This is a genomic window from Pseudomonas sp. Irchel s3a18 (assembly GCF_900187535.1).
GTDB lineage: Bacteria > Pseudomonadota > Gammaproteobacteria > Pseudomonadales > Pseudomonadaceae > Aquipseudomonas.
This window is the reverse complement of record NZ_FYDV01000015.1, coordinates 119,012-137,485: the sequence shown is the minus strand read 5'-3', so window position 1 is coordinate 137,485 and position 18,474 is coordinate 119,012. Positions and strand designations below refer to the sequence as shown.

The following is an 18,474-nucleotide window of genomic DNA, read 5'->3' as shown; positions in this document are numbered from 1 at the left end:
GGTCACCCGCGACACCCTTGCCTCTGGCTAACACTTCCCCTTGCCGGGTGTGTAGAGGACTTGCACCTCCAAGTCACCAGCGTGGCCACCATAGCCAAACTGGTTGCGCTTACGCGCAACGCGCCATGCCTGGCGCACGCAATAAAAAAGGGAGACCCGTCGGCCTCCCTTTGAGAACTTCGTCCGTGCTCGACGCTTTTGACGCCGGCTCACCTCACGCCGTCTTGTGGACAGTGTGTAGCCCGGGGGCCGACTCAGCTCCTGTGGGAGAAGGTGGCCGCGGCTGGCCTGATTCGGCGGGCCGCTGTGGACTGTTTGTCCGGGCAGTGATTCTGGTGATAAGAATAGGCTTTGGCCCGCGGCAGAGGATTGCGAAGATTGCTCAAATAAACATGACTTGCGCAATTTTTCACCCAGGATAGATAATCCACCGCAATTGCTATGACAAAGGCCTGATCCATGAGCAAACTCGACCGATACGACTTGAGCATTTTGGCTGAATTGCAGCGTGACGCTCGCATCTCCAACCAGGAGCTGGCCGAACGCATCGGCTTGTCGCCATCGCCCTGCTCGCGACGCGTCAAGCAACTGGAGGACGACGGCTACATCTCCCGCCAGGTGGCGCTGCTGGACCGCAAAATGCTCGGCCTGAGCCTGACCGCCTACGTCCTGATCGGCATGGACCGCCACACTCCGGAGCGTTTCGAAAACTTCGAGGCCGCTATCCGCACCCTGCCGCAAGTGCTCGAATGCAGCCTGGTGACCGGGATGGACGCCGACTACCAGCTCAAGGTCGTGGTGCCGGACATGGACCACTACCAGAAACTGCTGCTGGGGCACCTGACCCGCATCGAAGGCGTGACCAGCGTGCGCTCAAGCTTCGTGCTCAACCAGGTGCTCAACAGCACCGAGCTGCCGTTGACTCATCTGCGTGGCTGAAGCCCACTCACCCCCTAGGCAGTAAAGCCGCCCAATCAAGTGTTCGGTGCTCCTCTACGTGACGCAGCGCGTCACAGGATGTGTTGGCAATCGATCAGGCGACGAACCGCTGCGGCACACCGACGCAGGCCAATACTCCACCAATCCCCCATGGCGTATACTCGCCCCGCCCTTTTAGCCCTGCCCGCGCTGGAGATGTTCGATGGATCCTGCAGTATTTGAAGAGTGGATGATGACCGGCCTGGTGACCATCCTGATCATTTTCATGGGTTTCATCGTCTGGGATCTGGCGAAGAAGTCCAAGGCCGGACGCTTCGGTTCGTTCATCCTGTTCTTCGTACTGGGCCTGGGCGTGGCCGCGTTCATCATCAAAAGCGTGGTCATCGGCCTGATCGAATCCGGCACGCTATAAGCGCGCCGGCACTTCCTTCCACTGGCCCTGATCGAGCCCCTCGATCGTCCAGTCGCCAATCCGCACGCGCACCAGACGCAGGGTCGGCAAGCCAACCGCGGCGGTCATGCGCCGCACCTGACGGTTGCGCCCTTCACGGATCACCAATTCCAGCCAACTGGTCGGCACGCTTTTACGAAAGCGCACCGGCGGGTTGCGTGGCCACAGCTCGGGCTCTTCCAGCTGGCGCGCCTCGGCCGGCAAGGTCATGCCGTCATTGAGCTCCACACCGTCGCGCAAACGCTGCAGTTGCGCGGCGTTCGGCTCACCTTCCACTTGCACCCAATAGGTCTTGGCCAGCTTGTGCTTGGGATCAGCGATGCGCGCCTGGAGTTGACCATCGTTGGTCAGCAACAACAAACCCTCGCTGTCGCGGTCCAGCCGACCGGCCGGGTAGATCCCGGGGATCTCGATGAAGTCCTTGAGGGTTGCACGCCCCTCACCGTCACTGAACTGCGTCAGCACATCGAAGGGTTTATTGAACAGAATCAGTTTCGGCTCGGCCGGCGGTGCCTTGGCCACTCGCCGAGGGGCGGAAGAAGATTGCGCGGGCTTCACACCCGGGCGGCGGGAAGGTGGACGAGGGGGACGCGACATGGCAAACACAACATCTAACGGTCAGGACCGACAATGCTAGTGGCCTGACCGTTAAATGACCACCTCCCGATCAGCGGAACGGCGGCTCGTCGAAGCTGCGCAGTTTGCGCGAGTGCAGCGAGTTGAGTTCGGTGCGCAGCAAATCCACGGCAGCAATGCCGATCTTCAAGTGCTGGCTGACCGCGCGCTCATAAAAGGCGTTGGCCGAACCTGGCAGCTTGATTTCGCTGTGCAACGGTTTGTCCGACACACACAGCAAGGTGCCGTACGGTACCCGCAAGCGGTAGCCCTGCGCGGCGATGGTGCCGCTTTCCATGTCCACCGCCACGGCTCGGGACAGGTTGATCAACGGCCGTTCCTGGGCCCAGCGCAGCTCCCAGTTACGGTCGTCGTAAGTCAGCACAGTGCCGGTACGCAGGCGTTTTTTCAGCGCCTCGCCCTGCTCGCCAGTGACATTCGCGGCCGCTTGCTGCAAGGCCAACTGGACTTCGGCCAACGCCGGGATCGGAATGTTCGGCGGCACCACGCGATCGAGAATCCCGTCGCGACGCATATACGCGTGCGCCAGCACATAGTCGCCGATGGTTTGCGACTGCCGCAGGCCGCCACAGTGGCCGATCATCAGCCAGCAATGAGGGCGCAACACCGCCAGGTGGTCGGTGATGTTCTTGGCGTTGGAGGGGCCGACGCCGATGTTCACCAGGGTCACGCCGTGGCCGTCCGACGCCTGCAGGTGATAGGCCGGCATCTGATAACGGTGCCAGACCACGCCGGCCGCAATGGCCGACGCTTCGCCGTGGTCCATGGACTTTTCGATGATCACGTTGCCCGGCAGCACCATGCGCACGAAGCGTGGATCGTTGCGCAGTTGCTCCAGGCCATGAACGATGAACTGGTCGACGTAGCGATGGTAGTTGGTCAGCAGAATCCACGGCTGCACATGGCGCCAGTCGCTGCCGGTGTAATGCACCAGGCGGCGCAGGGAAAAATCCACCCGGGCGGCATCGAACAGCGCCAGTGGCAACGGATCGGTGTTTTCCCAATCGTACAGGCCATCGGCAATGCCATCGCTGGCGGCGGACAGGTCGGTACTGGGGAAAACCCGCGCCAGCACCGCGGCGGTCACGCCGGAGCCGGCCAGTTCGTCACCTTGCTCGACCACGTACGGGTACGGAATGTTCTGCGCGCTGACGCCCACTTCCACCGTCACGGTGAAGTCGTGCATCAGGGGTTCCAGTTGCTCCAACAGGTACTTACGGAACGCGGCCGGGTGGGTGACAGTGACACTGTAGGTCCCGGGCAACTGCACCTTGGCGTAGGCACGCGTGGTTTGCGGGACTTCGCCCTGGCAATGGTAGGTCAGACGCAGTTCAGGGTAACGAAACAGTGCACGCTGCTCGGCATCGGGTTCGATGCGATCCTTGAGATAACGCTTGAGCGCTTGGTTCAGCGCAGAAGTGGCCCGCTCGTGCAGAGCGGCAAGACGGTCCACGGCTTGTTCAGCGGTTTCGACGACAATAAACGCTTCGGTCACGATCAGCTTCCTGTGTTCTGACTTGCAGACCTTCATCTTGCCTGCAACATCGGCGCACGGGAACCCTGCGAGAGCGGACTTACCCGCCCCCACACAGGATCCGTGATGTTCATCAACCGTTGGTCAGAACCCGTGAGGGGTCGAGCGGGCGACGATTGCTTCCACATCCAACCCTCTTGGCAAGGTGCCATATACTCGGCCGGCCGTGCCCAGTCGGCTGGCGATGAACGCATCACTGACGGCGGCATTGCCGGCTTCGAGCAATAGCTTGGCCTGCAGGCCCAAGGCAATGTCTTCGGTCAGTTGTCGGGCACGGTATTGAATGTCGCCGGTGTCCTTGAACGCCGCCTGCAGCTGACTGATGTGGGCGGCCAGGCGCTTGTCGCCATGACCGTCGCCCAGTTCGCTGAACAAGGCATCCAGCACGCCCGGTTCCTTCGACAAGGCACGCAGCACGTCAAGGCACTGCACGTTGCCGGAACCTTCCCACGTCGAGTTCACCGGCGCCTCACGGTACAGCCGGGGCAGGATGCTTTCTTCAACATACCCCGCGCCGCCCATGCACTCGGCCGCTTCGTTGATCATGGCCGGGGCACGCTTGCAGATCCAGTACTTGCCCACCGCTGTTACCAGCCGGGCAAACTTGTCTTCCCGCGCGTCGTCCAAGTGATCCAGCGCCCGGCCCATGCGCAGGCTCAAGGCCAGCGCCGCCTCGCTTTCCAGTGCCAGGTCGGCCAGTACGTTTTGCATCAGCGGCTGTTCGCTGAGCACCTTGCCCCCCACCTTGCGGTGAGCGCAGTGATGGCTGGCCTGGGTCAGTGCCTGACGCATCAACGCGCTTGAGCCGACCATGCAATCGAAACGGGTCATGGCCACCATCTCGATGATGGTCGGCACACCGCGCCCCTCTTCACCCACCATCCACGCCAGCGCACCGCGAAACTCGACTTCGCTGGAGGCATTGGAGCAATTGCCGAGTTTGTTTTTCAGGCGCTGGATGTAGAACTGGTTGCGGGTGTCGTCCGCTCGATGACGGGGCAACAGGAAACAGGTCAGGCCCTTGTCGGTTTGTGCCAGTGTCAGGAAGGCATCGCACATCGGTGCCGAGCAGAACCACTTGTGGCCCACCAGTTCATACGCCTGCCCCGGCCCCGCCGCGCCGACTGGATAGGCCTTGGTGGTGTTGGCCCGCACGTCGGTACCGCCCTGCTTCTCGGTCATCGCCATGCCGATGGTCACGCCCGCCTTGTGGGCCATGCCTACGTTGCGCGGGTCATACTCGGTGGCGAGGATTTTCGGTAGCCACAGCCTGGCGATGTCCGGTTGCAGGCGCAGTGCCGGGACGCTGGCGAAGGTCATGGTCAACGGGCAGCCACTGCCGGCTTCGGCCTGGCTGTGCAAATAGGACATGGCGGCGCGGGCCACATGGGCCCCGGGCTTGGGGTCCGTCCAGGGCAAGGAGGTCAAACCGTGCTCGACCGCCGTGCGCATCAGCTCATGGTAGGCCGGGTGGAACTCCACCAGGTCGACGCGGTGACCGTAACGATCATGGCTGGAGAACACCGGTTTGTTCTGGTTGGCCAAAAAACCGGCTTCCATCAACGGACCACCGGCCAGCGCGCCATAAGCATCGATGCGCGAGTCCGCCCAACCGGCCCCGAATCGCCGGGCCCACTCTTGCAACGGCAGGTCGATGCGATAGAGGTTGGCGCCGTCCAGCGAAGGTGGCTGGTTGGTGACTTCGTGGGTTTCGGCGAACTGGTGCAGGTTCATGGCGGGGCCTCCTCGGGTCCGTTGAGACCCTCAGTTAAGCACCGCCTTGTCCGTGGACAAAGTGGCATATCCGCCTAAATATCGGCGCTTTCACCTTGATTCTGACACAGCACTCGCCGGTAGAGTGCCACCTGCAACTCATCGAATTTCACCGGCTTATTCAGGCAATCGGTCCACCCCGCCTCCAGGTCAATGCCCTGTATCGAGGCCACGGCCGCCAGCACCGGCAACCCGGCATACCCCGGCAAAGCGCGGATCTGGCAGCACACCGATGAACCGTCGACAGGCGATACCAGACTGTCGAGCAGCACCCCGTCAAACCGCTCGCGGCGCAAGCTGTCCAGTGCCGCCGGGACACTGTCGACACTGCGCACCCGATAACCCAGCTTGAGCAACATGCCGCGCATCACCAATTGATTGATGCTGTTGTCATCGATCAGCAACACCGTGCAATCCTGCGGGGCACGCACGCTCATGGTTTCCGGGGGCTGACGGGAAGGTGCCGCCACCTGGCGCACCGTAACCACGTCGAACTCGACATCCAGCTGGAAACGACTACCGCGCCCGGGTTCGGAGCGATGGGTCAAGCGCCCGCCAATCAGCTCGACCAATTGCCGGCAGATGGCCAGGCCAACGCCCAGGCCGCCGTATTCACGCGTCATGGATCCATCGAGCTGGAAGAAGCGCTGATACATGGTCGCTTCCCCCAGGTCGGTAAAACCGATACCCGTGTCGATCACCGCGAAGGACAGTTTCTGGCGTCCAGGCTCGGCGGATTTGCCGCTGACCCGCAAGGCCAGCCCACCCACGCGCGTGAACTTGATCGCATTGTCGAGCAGGCACTCCAGGCACTGCACCAGCTTGGCACTGTCACCGTTGAGCCGGTCCGGCACACCCGGGGCCACCTCAACCTTGAAATCCAACCCCTTGCCCGTGGCATTGGCTGCGAACTGCCGCCTCACGCTGTCGACCACCGAGCGCAAGCTGAACGGCTCGGGACTGGCCTGGAGTCGACCCGCCTGCAATTCGGTCAAGGTCAGAATGCCGTTGACCATGCGCATCATGTCGCGAGCAGAACCAGCCGCCGTCTGCTGATACTGCTCAAGCTCCGGGTCGAGCTCGACGGTCTGCATCAACTCCAGCGAACCGATCACGCCGTTCATCGGGGTGCGCAATTCGTGGGTCAGGGTCGCGAGGAACTCATCCTTGAGCTGGTTACTGTGAGCCAGTTGCTGGTTCAACACTTCGAGCTTCTGCCCGGCATCAAACAGCGTCTGCGCCTGCTGTTCGCGCATGGCGTTGATACGGTCGGCCAACGCCAGTGACAGCAGTGCCACCTCGATCGCCGAGCCAATCTGGCTGGCGTACATGGTCAGGAACACGTTAGGCAGGTAACCCAGCACCATCAGGGTATTGACGATGCCGCCCAGCAAGAACGCCGACCAGGCAATGATGAAGTAACGCGCCACCCGCAGGCCTCGCCACCAGACGAAAATCCCCGCCGCGAAAATCACCACGGTGAAGATCAAAGCCAAGGCTGTGGCCAGGCGCAGGGCCAGGGCGTAGCTGGTCATCAACGACAACCCTACCACCAGGGCGCCGTACGCGATCAGCACCAGCAACAGGCGATCCATCCAGCGACTGTGTCTGGCAGTCTGCAAAAAGCTGCGGGCGAACTGGCTTCCGAACAATCCGGCACAGCCGATGAAGAACGGCGTCGAGGCGTTGGCCCACCACGGGTTGTCCGGCCAGAAATACTCCACCGCCGCCCCGTTGACCGAGAGCTGATAGAGGCCGAACGAAGCGATATAGAAGATGTAATAGAGGTAACTGGTGTCGCGCACACTCAGGTAGATGAACAGGTTGTAGACCAGCATTCCGAGCAGCACACCGTAGATCACCCCCAGCACATAGAGGCGCACTGGCTGCTCTTCCAGATAAGCGGTACTCGACCACAGCGTCATCGGCGCTTGTATCGAGCCCTCGCTCTGCAGGCGCAAATACAGGGTTTTTTGCTCGTTCGCGGCAAAGTCCAGGTCGAACAGATAATTGTTCTGACGGATCTCCCGGCTGGCAAAGGGCAAGGCGTCACCCGTGCGTTGAGTCAGTTGATAGCGGCCTGCCTCATCGGGCTGGTACAGATCGAGATGATCGAGGGGCGGATAGGCCAGCTCCAGCAACCAGGTGCGCCGGGCATCAGGATTGTTTGGACGATAATGCAGGTCGATTTTCAACCAGAATGCGGAGCGCGAGTAACCGGCGTTCAGCGTGGCTTTATCGTGGGGCTTGAACTGGCCGGCCGCGGCTTGCGCGAGGACATCGGTAATCGTCGCAGTGCCGGCGACGTCTTCGTAGACCTGCATGCTGTGACCCAAGGGGAGGCTTTGGGTAAGCTCGTTAAAATCAGCCGCGGTCGCCAGCAAGGGCAAGCTCAACAGCAACATCAGCAAATAGCGCATAAAGCCCCAGCATGGCCTGTCCGGTTGCGTCAGGAAGCCTCCCCCATTCCTTTTGAGTAGACGTAAAACCGGCATTACCTGTTATTGATTTGGATCCACTCTAGCATAGCCGGTGGTGGCGTTTGAACACCACCAAAACCTTTAGTTTGAAGGCTCTAGAACGGGCGTTACAGAGCACTTCACCCGTCAGGACAGGCTCCGCAGGCCAAGACATCAAAGCGCCATTACGACCATTGGATACAGGTGGCGAGCGCATTACTCGGCATGGCACACCGAAAAAACAGGTTTGGTGGTAAGCTCGCGCACCATGAATATCTACAGCTCTCGCCCCGTTGTCCTCTGTCTCTCCGGCCACGACCCAAGTGGTGGCGCCGGCTTGCAGGCAGATATCGAAGCCCTGCTCGCACAGGGTTGTCATGCGGCCCCGGCCGTCACTGCCCTGACCGTGCAAGACACCGTCAATGTCAGTGATTTCCGCGTCCTCGACCGTGAGTGGGTGTTGGCACAAGCCAACGCCGTGCTCAACGACTCGCAGGTGGCGGCGATCAAGCTGGGCATGCTCGGCTCACTGGAAATGGTCGACACCGTGGTCGAACTGCTCCAGGCGCACCCGCACCTGCCGGTGGTCTGCGACCCGGTGCTGCGCGCCGGTGGCGGTGGCCGCCTGGGCAAGGATGAGGTCGGCTACGCCATGCGCGAGCGACTGCTGCCATTGGCGATCATCGCCACCCCCAACCTTCCTGAAGCGCGCATCCTTGCCGAACTGCCTGAAGGCACGGCCGACGAATGCGCAGAAAAGCTCCTGCCTTACGTCAAACACCTGCTGATCACCGGTGGCCATGGCGACGAACACGAAGTGCATAATCGTCTGTACAGCCGCGACGGGCGCCGTGAAACCTTTACCTGCCAACGCCTGCCGGGCAGCTATCACGGCTCCGGCTGCACATTGGCCAGCACCCTGGCCGGTCGCCTGGCGCAAGGCGAACACCTGGCGAGCGCAGTCAAATCGGCACTCGACTACACCTGGCGCACCTTGCGTGACGCCGAGCAGCTAGGCAAAGGCCAATTCGTGCCGCGCCGCCTGCCGCTGGACTTCTGCTCGTAACGTCATGAGGCCTGCCCGATGAAACTACGTGGCCTGTACGCCATTACCGACAGCCAGTTACTGGCCGGGAAATTCCTTCAGTACGTGGAGGCCGCGCTGGATGGCGGCGTCACCCTGCTGCAGTACCGCGACAAGAGCAGCGACGACGCCCGTCGACTGCGCGAGGCGCAAGCACTGCATGATCTGTGCGGGCGCTACAAGACCCAGCTGATCATCAACGATGACACCGAACTGGCCGCGCGCCTGGGCGTTGGCGTACACCTGGGGCAAACCGACGGCCCGTTGACCCCGGCCCGCTCGCTGCTGGGTCGCGAGGCAATCATCGGTTCGACCTGCCACGCGCAGCTCGAACTCGCCGAACAAGCGGCAACCGAAGGCGCCAGCTATGTCGCCTTCGGCCGCTTCTTCAATTCGAGCACCAAACCCGGCGCGCCGACCTGCAACCTCGATCTGCTCGATCAGGCCCGCAGCACACTGCACCTGCCGATCTGCGCGATCGGCGGCATCACCCTGGACAACGCCGCCCCGCTGGTGGCCCACGGGGTTGATCTGCTGGCGGTGGTGCACGGCCTGTTCGGTGCCGAAAGCACCCGGGAAGTGACGCGCCGCGCGCGCGCCTTCAACGACTTGTTCAAAGCTTAAGTATTCAACTACCGATTTTTGAGAGCCCAATCATGTCTCGTTCCGAAACCCTGTTTGCCAACGCCCAGAAACACATTCCCGGCGGCGTGAACTCGCCCGTTCGTGCATTCAAGAGCGTCGGCGGCACGCCGCTGTTCTTCAAGCACGCCGAAGGCGCCTATGTGACGGACGAAGACGACAAGCGCTATGTCGACTACGTCGGTTCCTGGGGCCCGATGATTCTCGGCCATAGCCACCCGGACGTACTGGACGCCGTGCGCAAGCAGCTGGAACACGGCCTGTCCTACGGCGCCCCTACCGCGATGGAAACCGAGATGGCCGACCTGGTCTGCTCGATCGTGCCGTCGATGGAAATGGTGCGCATGGTCAGCTCCGGCACCGAAGCCACCATGAGCGCCATTCGTCTGGCTCGCGGCTTCACCGGTCGCGACAGCATCATCAAATTCGAAGGCTGCTACCACGGCCACTCCGACAGCCTGCTGGTCAAGGCCGGTTCCGGCCTGCTGACCCAGGGCGTGCCAAGCTCCGCCGGTGTACCCGCCGCCTTTGCCAAACACACCCTGACACTGCCGTTCAACGACATCGATGCCGTTGAAAAAATGCTCGCCGACGTCGGCCAGGAAGTGGCGTGCATCATCGTCGAGCCGGTTGCCGGCAACATGAACTGCGTACCGCCGGCCCCGGGTTTCCTCGAAGGCCTGCGCAGCCTGTGTGACAAGCACGGCGTGGTGCTGATTTTCGACGAAGTGATGACCGGTTTCCGCGTGGCACTCGGCGGCGCCCAGGCGCATTACGGCGTGACACCGGACCTGAGCACCTTCGGCAAGATCATCGGCGGCGGCATGCCGGTTGGCTGCTTCGGCGGCAAGCGCGAAATCATGGCGCACATCGCACCTCTGGGCCCGGTCTACCAGGCCGGTACCCTGTCGGGTAACCCGCTGGCCATGGCCGCCGGCCTGACCACCCTACGCCTGATCAGTCGCCCCGGCTTCCACGACGAACTCAGCGACTACACCAGCCGCCTGCTCGACGGGCTGCAACAGCGTGCCGATGCGGCGGGCATTCCGTTCGTGACCACCCAAGCCGGCGGCATGTTCGGCCTGTACTTCAGTGGCGCCGATGACATCGTGACCTTCGATGACGTGATGGCCAGCGATGCCAACCTGTTCAAGCGCTTCTTCCACCTGATGCTCGAAGGCGGCGTGTACCTGGCGCCAAGCGCCTTCGAAGCCGGCTTCACCTCGATCGCCCACGGCGAAGCCGAGCTGAAACTGACCCTGGACGCTGCGGAACGCGCATTCGCCGCCCTGAAATAAGGGATGTGCGCTGACGTCGACAACCTTTGTCGACGTCAGCTTTACCCTACATTTCTATTTATTTTCTGACCTGACAGGCTCAATTACCCTTAAATGCGGTAGATATAGTCCCCACGCGGCAGAAAAACGAGTAAAGACTTTGTAAGGATGGTCCTGCTTATTTCATAATGCGCGCTTATTGGATCCCTCGACGGGTCCACGCGCCCTCCAGAGGTAAGTCGATTCCCATGAACCGCACCGGCCGCACCCTTGCATTGGGCTGCCTGTTGCTCCTTCAGCCCCTGCTCGCGCACGCACAAGCAGGCGGCAACTCGTTGTTGATCCCGGCAATGGGTCGTTGCACCCTCAATACCCAGCCTGAAGACCTGAAGGAGGCACTCGATGCCTGCCAGAAAGCGTCGGATGCCGGGGATGCGGAAGCGCAATACGAGTTGGGCGAGTTCTACTACGAAGGCAAAAGCGCGCCACGCGACCTCAATCAAGCCCTGAGCTACTTCGAAAAGGCCTCGCTGCAAGGCCATGCCCAGGCGCAATTCAAACTTGGCACCATGTTTTTCCGGGGCGAAGGCGTACCGGCCAATAACATCCAGGCGTATATCGTGCTGAAAATGGCAGCGGTCAACGGTGCGGAAGATGCGCTGGACACCGCCGACGAAGTCGCCGAACACATGCAGCGCGATGAACTGGAAGTGGCCACCCAGGTGCTGGGGCAAATTTTCCGTAAATACCTGATGGAACTGCAAAGCGCGGATGGGCGCACGCCTTTCGCGCCACTGCCCTGACTTCCCCTGCCGTCCGCTAGCTCCCACGCTCTGCGTGGGAACTGCAGCGGCATTCCCACGCAGAGCATGGGAACGATCACTGACAGGGACAACCGCTTACTTCTCAGGCATTGGCATCGGAAACGGCATGACATTGCCAACCGCGCCACGGGCTTCGCTGATTTTCGGGGTGCCCAGGCGCTCGACTTCGTCGATGCGCACAATCGAATGCATCGGTACAAAACTGCGCACCACGCCTTCGAACTGAGCCTTGAGCTTTTCCTCGCTCGGATCGACGACCACTTGCGTGCGCTCGCCAAAGACGAACTCTTCCACTTCCAGGAAGCCCCACAGATCACTTTGATAGATCTGCTTGGCGTACATTTCGAACACCTGGCCCTGGTTGAGGAAAATCACCTTGTAGATTGGAGCTTCACGTTTGGTCATGGTGGGCGGGTAACACATCGAGGGATAAAAATGAGGGCGCGAACTATAGCATAGCCGCTGGACGCACGATGGTAGGAACCTGGGGACTTGTTCCCTATAATGCGCGGTTCTTTGAATCACGTGATGACTCCCTCCATGGCCAAGAAGCTTTACATCGAAACCCACGGTTGCCAGATGAACGAGTACGACAGCTCGCGCATGGTCGATCTGCTGGGCGAACATCAGGCCTTGGAAGTGACCGCTCGCGCTGAAGATGCGGACGTGATTCTGCTCAACACCTGCTCGATCCGCGAGCGCGCCCAGGACCGGGTTTACTCCCAGTTGGGCCGCTGGCGCGAACTGAAGCTCGCCAACCCGGACCTGGTGATTGCGGTCGGCGGTTGCGTGGCCAGCCAGGAAGGGGCGGCCATTCGCGACCGCGCACCCTATGTCGACGTGGTCTTTGGCCCGCAGACCCTGCACCGCTTGCCGGAAATGATCGACGCCGCGCGCATCACCAAATTGCCGCAAGTCGACGTCTCGTTCCCGGAAATCGAAAAGTTCGACCACCTGCCCGAACCGCGTATCGACGGCCCAAGTGCCTACGTATCGGTGATGGAAGGCTGCAGCAAGTACTGCACCTTCTGCGTGGTGCCGTACACCCGGGGCGAAGAAGTCAGCCGGCCGTTCGACGACGTGATCGCCGAGATCATCCACCTGGCCGAGCATGGCGTGCGCGAGGTCACCCTGCTGGGGCAGAACGTCAATGGCTATCGCGGCACCACTCACGATGGTCGCCTGGCGGACCTGGCCGAACTGATCCGGGTGGTGGCCGCCGTCGAGGGTATCGACCGCATTCGCTACACCACCTCGCACCCGCTGGAGTTCTCCGACAGCCTGATCCAGGCCCACGCCGAAGTACCCGAGCTGGTCAAGCACCTGCACTTGCCAGTGCAATCGGGTTCGGACCGGATTCTCACCGCCATGAAGCGCAACCATACCGCGCTCGAGTACAAGTCCAAGCTGCGCAAGCTGCGGGCCGCCGTACCCGGCATCTGCATCAGCTCGGACTTCATCGTCGGTTTCCCCGGCGAGACCGAAAAAGACTTCGAGCAAACCATGAAGCTGATCGAAGACGTCGGTTTCGACTTCTCCTACTCCTTTGTCTACAGCCAGCGCCCGGGCACTCCGGCCGCCGATCTGGCCGACGAAACGCCGGAAGAACTGAAAAAAGAGCGCTTGAATGCCCTGCAACATCGCTTGAACCAGCAAGGCTTCGAGATCAGCCGACAAATGGTCGGCTCGGTCCAGCGAATCCTGGTGACCGATTACTCGAAAAAAGACCCCGGCGAGCTGCAAGGCCGCACCGAGAATAATCGAATCGTCAACTTCCGCTGCGACACTCCAACCCTGATCGGCCAGTTCGCGGACGTCCACATCGACGCCGCACAGCCGCACTCGCTGCGCGGTTCACTGCTGTAGGAGCGAGCGAGCTCGCGATGATCGTCAACGATGACGCTTGCATCCTGAATGAGCGTGGTGCTCTCGAGTCCTTCGCGAGCAAGCTCGCTCCTACAGAATCATCGCCGGCTACATTGCTCCGTATAAGAGCTTTCGCACCCAGCCCTCTGGCGTTATCCTTGATTTCATCTCCATTGCCCAAGGGCGGCTAAAAACAACCTTGAACGCACCCATAGAACCCCATCGTTTCATACTCGAGCCCTTTGAGGCTCATCGCTTTGCCAATCTGTGCGGGCAATTCGACGAGCATCTGCGCTTGATCGAACAGCGCCTGGCGATCGTGATCCGCAATCGCGGCAATCAGTTCGAACTGATCGGCGAGCTCAAACACACCACCTCCGCGGAACACCTGTTGCGCCGGCTCTACCGTGAAACCAAGGGTAGCGAGCTGTCGCCGGACATGGTCCACCTGTTCCTGCAGGAGTCGGCCGTGGAAGAGCTGAACAATCACTCGCCCGCCGAACCCGCCGTCGCGCTGCGCACCAAAAAAGGCATGATTCGCCCTCGTGGCTTGAACCAGCAGCGCTACGTGAAGGAAGTCTTGGCCAACGACATCAACTTCGGCATCGGCCCGGCCGGTACCGGCAAGACTTACCTGGCCGTAGCCTGTGCGGTCGATGCGCTGGAACGCGAGCAGATCCGCCGCATCCTGCTGGTACGCCCGGCGGTCGAGGCTGGCGAGAAACTCGGCTTCCTGCCCGGCGACCTGTCGCAGAAGATCGACCCGTATCTGCGCCCGCTCTATGACGCACTGTACGAAATGCTCGGCTTTGAACTGGTGGCCAAACTGATCGAACGCCAGGTGATCGAAGTCGCGCCGCTGGCCTACATGCGCGGCCGCACGCTGAACAACAGCTTCATCATCCTCGACGAAAGCCAGAACACCACCGTCGAGCAGATGAAAATGTTCCTGACCCGGATCGGCTTTGGTTCGACGGCGGTCATTACCGGTGACGTCACCCAGATCGACCTGCCCAAAGGCACCAAGTCCGGACTCATACATGTGACCGAAGTGCTGAAGGACGTGCCAGGTATCAGCTTTACTCACTTCAAGCCCAAAGACGTCGTGCGTCATCCGCTGGTTCAGCGCATCGTCGAAGCCTATGAGCGCTTTGAAAACCATGCCGCTGCACAAAACCCGAAGGACAGCCACCGCGATGCTTGAGCTTGACCTGCAACGGGCAACCCAGGCGCCTGCCCCAAGCGAAGCCGAATTCCGCCAATGGTGCGAGCTGGCCCTGCGCCAGCGCAGCGCCGACTCAGAAATGACCATTCGCCTGGTCGACGAAGCGGAAGGGCGTGAACTCAATCACACCTGGCGTCAAAAAGATTACGCCACCAACGTCCTGTCGTTCCCGGCCGATGTGCCCGACGAGTTCCTCGACATCCCGTTACTGGGCGATCTGGTGATCTGCGTGGCCGTGGTCGAGCGCGAAGCGGCCGAGCAAGGCAAGGAATTGAAGGCCCATTGGGCACATCTGGTGATTCATGGCTGCTTGCATCTACTGGGTTACGACCATATAGATGATGACGAAGCCGAAGAAATGGAAGCGCTGGAACGAACGTTGCTTGCAGAACTGGGTCATCCGGACCCTTATGCGGACGACGAAACCGAAACATCCCCTATCGTTACAACAAAGGATTCAGAGTAATCGCTATGAGCGAAGATCGATCGAGCAACGGGCAAAAGTCCTGGCTGGGTAAACTCACCCAAGCTTTTGCCCATGAGCCGAAAAACCGTCAGGAGCTGCTTGAACTCCTGCGCGATGCCCACCAGAACAAGTTGCTGGACAGCGAAGCGCTGGCCATCGTCGAAGGCGCCATCCAGGTGGCTGACCTGCAAGTACGGGACATCATGGTCCCTCGCTCGCAGATGATCAGCATCAAGGCGACCCAGACACCCCGCGAGTTCCTGCCCGCCGTGCTCGACTCAGCCCACTCCCGTTACCCAGTGATTGGCGAAAGCCACGACGACGTGATGGGCGTGCTGCTGGCCAAGGACTTGCTGCCGTTGATCCTCAAGGAGAACGGCGACAGCTTCAACATCAAGGACCTGCTGCGGCCGGCCACCTTCGTGCCCGAGTCCAAGCGCCTGAACGTGCTGCTGCGCGAATTCCGCGCCAACCATAACCACATGGCCATCGTCATCGACGAATACGGCGGTGTCGCAGGTCTGGTGACCATTGAAGACGTGCTGGAACAGATCGTCGGCGACATCGAGGACGAGCACGACGTCGAAGAGGACAGCTACATCAAGCCGCTGCCCAGTGGTGACTTCCTGATCAAGGCCCTGACCCCGATCGAGAACTTCAACGAGTTCTTCGACAGTGAGTTCTCCGACGATGAGTTCGACACCGTCGGCGGCCTGGTGATGAGCGCGTTCGGGCACTTGCCCAAGCGCAATGAAATCACTGAAATCGGCGCTTATCGCTTTCGCATCCTCAATGCCGATAGCCGTCGTATCCACTTGCTGCGCCTGACACCTATCGCTCGGTAATTCTAAGGACTGAAATGCATCGTATGACCCGCCCCGGCTGGCCCGGTAACCTGCTGGCCGTGGCGGCCGGTGCTATCACCACCCTGGCGCTGGCGCCATTCGATATCTGGCCGCTGGCGTTGCTGGCGGTCGGGTTCTTTTATGCAGGCTTGCGTGAACTGACACCCCGCCAGGCCTTGGGCCGCGGCTGGTGCTTCGGTTTTGGTCTGTTTGGCGCCGGCACCAGCTGGATCTACTACAGCATCCACCACTTTGGCGGCGCTTCCATGCTGCTGGCCGGCCTGCTGATGCTGGCGTTCACCGCAGCGATTGCCTGGTTCTTCGCCCTGCCCGCCTGGGTCTGGGCACGCTGGCTGCGCCGCAACGAAGCACCGCTGGCCGACGCCCTGGCCTTCGCCGCGTTGTGGGTCGGCCAGGAAGCGTTCCGGGGCTGGTTCCTCACCGGCTTCCCCTGGCTCTATTCCGGCTACAGTCAACTCGACGGCCCGCTGACCGGCCTGGCACCGCTGGGTGGCATCTGGCTGATCTCCTTCGGTATCGCCCTCAGCGCCGCGCTGCTGTACAACCTGCCGCGCCTGATCAAGGCCGGCCGCATAGGTTTTATCGTCGCCGGCCTGCTGTTACTGGCCGCGCCGTGGGTCGTTGGACTGTCGCTCAAGGGACATGCCTGGACCAGCCCGTCGGGCGACCCGCTGAGCGTTGCGGCGATTCAGGGCAATATCGAACAAAGCATGAAATGGGACCCGACGCAGCTCAACTCGCAGCTGGCGCTGTACCGTGACATGAGCCTGAGTTCCAAGCGCGTCGACCTGCTGATCTGGCCGGAAACCGCGGTGCCCGTGCTCAAGGAGTCCGCCGAGGGCTACCTGAACATGATGGGCAACTTCGCCGCCGATCGAAACTCGGCCCTGATCACCGGCGTGCCGATCCGTCAGCAAGTACATCAAGAGAAACGCTTCTATAACGGCATTACCGTAGTCGGCGAGGGTGAAGGCACCTACCTCAAGCAAAAACTGGTGCCGTTTGGCGAATACGTACCGCTGCAGGAAGTGCTGCGCGGGCTGATCGCCTTCTTCGACCTGCCGATGTCGGACTTCGCCCGTGGCCCGGCCGATCAGCCGATGCTGCAAGCCAAGGGTTACCAGATTGCACCGTTCATCTGCTACGAAGTGGTGTATCCGGAATTTGCCGCCAGTCTGTCAGCGCGCAGTGACCTGCTGCTGACCATCAGCAACGACACCTGGTTCGGCACCTCCATTGGCCCCCTGCAACACCTGCAAATGGCGCAGATGCGGGCACTGGAGGCCGGCCGCTGGATGATTCGCTCCACCAACAACGGCGTGACCGGGCTGATTGACCCGTTTGGCAAGATCACCGTGCAGATTCCGCAATTCGAGCGCGGCATTCTCTATGGTGAAGTGGTACCGATGCAGAACCTGACGCCTTACCTGCAATGGCGCTCATGGCCGCTGATCATTGTCTGCGCACTGCTGTTTGGCTGGGCACTGCTGGCAAGCCGGATCGCCAAGACGGTGTAAAGGCTGTTGTGGCGAGGGAGCTTGCTCCCTCGCCACAGAGGGCAGTGTCGACTCAACTATCGGTAAAACACCAAATAACCCATCTGCCCCACCGCCTCGTTCACCAACTGCCCCGACCGCCAGACCGACTTGACCGTCGGTAGCCAGCCGCCAAAGGGCTCACCGTTGCCGGTCCCCATAAAGCCCACGGGCGCCGGCACCACCGTCAATCCCGCCGCTTCGAAGCTCCAGACACTGCGCGGCATATGCCAGGCCTGCGTCACCAGCACCACCCGCTTCAAGCCCGTGGGTTGCAGCAACTCGGCAGTGAACTGTGCGTTCTCCCAGGTCGTGCGACTGCGACCCTCCTGCCAGCGAACCGTCACCCCAAAATCATCCTGCAGCGAATCGGCCATGAGCTTGGCTTCGGTGGGCGGAGTGCCGTAATGCAGACCGCCGCTGGTCAGCACCGGCAGCCCCGAAGCCTTGGCCAGGCGCGCTGCATAACGCTCACGTTCCAGAACCACCCCGGTGGGCTGATCGCTGCCCCAGGCCTGGTCACCGCGCTCGCGCCCTGCGCCCAACACCACAATCACATCGGCACGCTCGGCCAGGGTCGCCCATTCGCTGCGGGCCAGGGGCGGTTCGCGCTCAAGTGCCCTGGCGCCCCACTGCACGACTACCGGCAAGCTCATCAACCAGAACCCGCCCAGCCCTAGGGCGAAGCACAGCCCTGCCAGGCGCGGCCTTGACCGGCGCAACCACCAGGCAAGCAGGAGCAACAGCAAGAGAATGCCGGGGGGCAACAGTAGTTGTTTGACAAAATAGCGAAAAGGCATCGAGCATCTCCGAAAGATGCCCGAAGCCTAAGTGGGTTGAAGCAAAGCGACAACTAAGGTGGCTGGCCTTTTCATCAAAAAGCCATCACCGGTGACT

The 18,474-nt window shown here is 61.3% G+C and carries 17 protein-coding genes; 11 read left to right on the top strand and 6 right to left on the bottom strand.

Features of this window, described 5'->3' with window-relative positions; all coding sequences use genetic code 11:
- The first annotated feature begins 459 nt into the window (after window positions 1-459).
- Window positions 460-939, top strand: coding sequence for an Lrp/AsnC family transcriptional regulator (locus CKW29_RS19770; RefSeq protein WP_054052470.1), 480 nt, complete (start codon window positions 460-462; stop codon window positions 937-939).
- 202 nt (window positions 940-1,141) lie between these two features.
- Entirely contained in the window at window positions 1,142-1,351 is a 210-nt protein-coding gene (locus CKW29_RS19765) for a DUF2788 domain-containing protein (protein WP_015096955.1), read from the top strand.
- Here the strand turns inward: CKW29_RS19765 and CKW29_RS19760 are convergent.
- The 4 genes from CKW29_RS19760 to CKW29_RS19745 form a co-directional block, all read right to left on the bottom strand.
- Window positions 1,346-1,912 (bottom strand): pseudouridine synthase, encoded by a 567-nt coding sequence (locus CKW29_RS19760; protein WP_176465324.1) that lies wholly within the window; start codon window positions 1,910-1,912, stop codon window positions 1,346-1,348. The two genes, CKW29_RS19765 and CKW29_RS19760, sit on opposite strands and share 6 nt — an antisense overlap.
- A gap of 145 nt (window positions 1,913-2,057) precedes the next feature.
- Window positions 2,058-3,557 (bottom strand): AMP nucleosidase, encoded by a 1,500-nt coding sequence (gene amn / locus CKW29_RS19755; protein ID WP_176465318.1) that lies wholly within the window; start codon window positions 3,555-3,557, stop codon window positions 2,058-2,060.
- Window positions 3,558-3,644: 87 nt separating this feature from the next.
- Window positions 3,645-5,294 (bottom strand): acyl-CoA dehydrogenase family protein, encoded by a 1,650-nt coding sequence (locus CKW29_RS19750; protein WP_095145419.1) that lies wholly within the window; start codon window positions 5,292-5,294, stop codon window positions 3,645-3,647.
- Window positions 5,295-5,368: 74 nt separating this feature from the next.
- Window positions 5,369-7,753: a hybrid sensor histidine kinase/response regulator gene (locus tag CKW29_RS19745; protein WP_095145418.1), complete on the bottom strand. Its 2,385-nt coding sequence runs from the start codon at window positions 7,751-7,753 to the stop codon at window positions 5,369-5,371.
- Window positions 7,754-8,060: 307 nt separating this feature from the next.
- Between CKW29_RS19745 and CKW29_RS19740 the strand changes: the two genes are divergently transcribed.
- The 4 genes from CKW29_RS19740 to CKW29_RS19725 all read left to right on the top strand — a co-directional run bounded on the left by CKW29_RS19740 (window position 8,061) and on the right by CKW29_RS19725 (window position 11,598).
- Window positions 8,061-8,858 carry a hydroxymethylpyrimidine/phosphomethylpyrimidine kinase gene (locus CKW29_RS19740; RefSeq protein WP_095145417.1) on the top strand — a complete coding sequence of 266 codons (798 nt, stop codon included), beginning with the start codon at window positions 8,061-8,063 and terminating at the stop codon, window positions 8,856-8,858.
- Window positions 8,859-8,876: 18 nt separating this feature from the next.
- Window positions 8,877-9,500, top strand: a complete 624-nt coding sequence (gene thiE, locus CKW29_RS19735; protein ID WP_095145416.1) for a thiamine phosphate synthase — start codon at window positions 8,877-8,879, stop codon at window positions 9,498-9,500.
- Between the two features lie 32 nt (window positions 9,501-9,532).
- On the top strand, window positions 9,533-10,816 hold the full coding sequence (gene hemL, locus CKW29_RS19730; protein WP_095148943.1) for a glutamate-1-semialdehyde 2,1-aminomutase: 1,284 nt from the start codon (window positions 9,533-9,535) through the stop codon (window positions 10,814-10,816).
- A gap of 227 nt (window positions 10,817-11,043) precedes the next feature.
- Window positions 11,044-11,598, top strand: coding sequence for a tetratricopeptide repeat protein (locus tag CKW29_RS19725; protein WP_095080628.1), 555 nt, complete (start codon window positions 11,044-11,046; stop codon window positions 11,596-11,598).
- A 96-nt stretch (window positions 11,599-11,694) separates the two neighbouring features.
- On the opposite strand, the gene CKW29_RS19720 is transcribed toward CKW29_RS19725, so the two are convergent.
- Window positions 11,695-12,024 (bottom strand): DUF1820 family protein, encoded by a 330-nt coding sequence (locus CKW29_RS19720; protein ID WP_003185742.1) that lies wholly within the window; start codon window positions 12,022-12,024, stop codon window positions 11,695-11,697.
- Between the two features lie 135 nt (window positions 12,025-12,159).
- On the opposite strand from CKW29_RS19720, the gene miaB reads away from it, so the two are divergent.
- From miaB to lnt, 5 genes are all read left to right on the top strand, one after another.
- A complete protein-coding gene (gene miaB / locus CKW29_RS19715; RefSeq protein WP_176465317.1) occupies window positions 12,160-13,485 on the top strand; it encodes a tRNA (N6-isopentenyl adenosine(37)-C2)-methylthiotransferase MiaB in 1,326 nt (441 codons plus the stop codon).
- A gap of 199 nt (window positions 13,486-13,684) precedes the next feature.
- A complete protein-coding gene (locus CKW29_RS19710; RefSeq protein ID WP_095145413.1) occupies window positions 13,685-14,689 on the top strand; it encodes a PhoH family protein in 1,005 nt (334 codons plus the stop codon).
- Window positions 14,682-15,176 (top strand): rRNA maturation RNase YbeY, encoded by a 495-nt coding sequence (gene ybeY / locus CKW29_RS19705; RefSeq protein ID WP_095145412.1) that lies wholly within the window; start codon window positions 14,682-14,684, stop codon window positions 15,174-15,176. The genes CKW29_RS19710 and ybeY overlap by 8 nt, the downstream gene beginning before the upstream one ends.
- Window positions 15,177-15,181: 5 nt before the next feature.
- Window positions 15,182-16,021, top strand: a complete 840-nt coding sequence (locus CKW29_RS19700) for an HlyC/CorC family transporter (RefSeq protein WP_003228526.1) — start codon at window positions 15,182-15,184, stop codon at window positions 16,019-16,021.
- A gap of 14 nt (window positions 16,022-16,035) precedes the next feature.
- Complete coding sequence (gene lnt, locus CKW29_RS19695) at window positions 16,036-17,559, top strand: apolipoprotein N-acyltransferase (RefSeq protein ID WP_095145411.1); 1,524 nt, start codon at window positions 16,036-16,038, stop codon at window positions 17,557-17,559.
- Window positions 17,560-17,615: 56 nt separating this feature from the next.
- Here the strand turns inward: lnt and CKW29_RS19690 are convergent, their stop codons facing one another.
- Window positions 17,616-18,377 carry a YdcF family protein gene (locus CKW29_RS19690; protein ID WP_095145410.1) on the bottom strand — a complete coding sequence of 254 codons (762 nt, stop codon included), beginning with the start codon at window positions 18,375-18,377 and terminating at the stop codon, window positions 17,616-17,618.
- Between the last annotated feature and the right edge of the window lie 97 nt (window positions 18,378-18,474).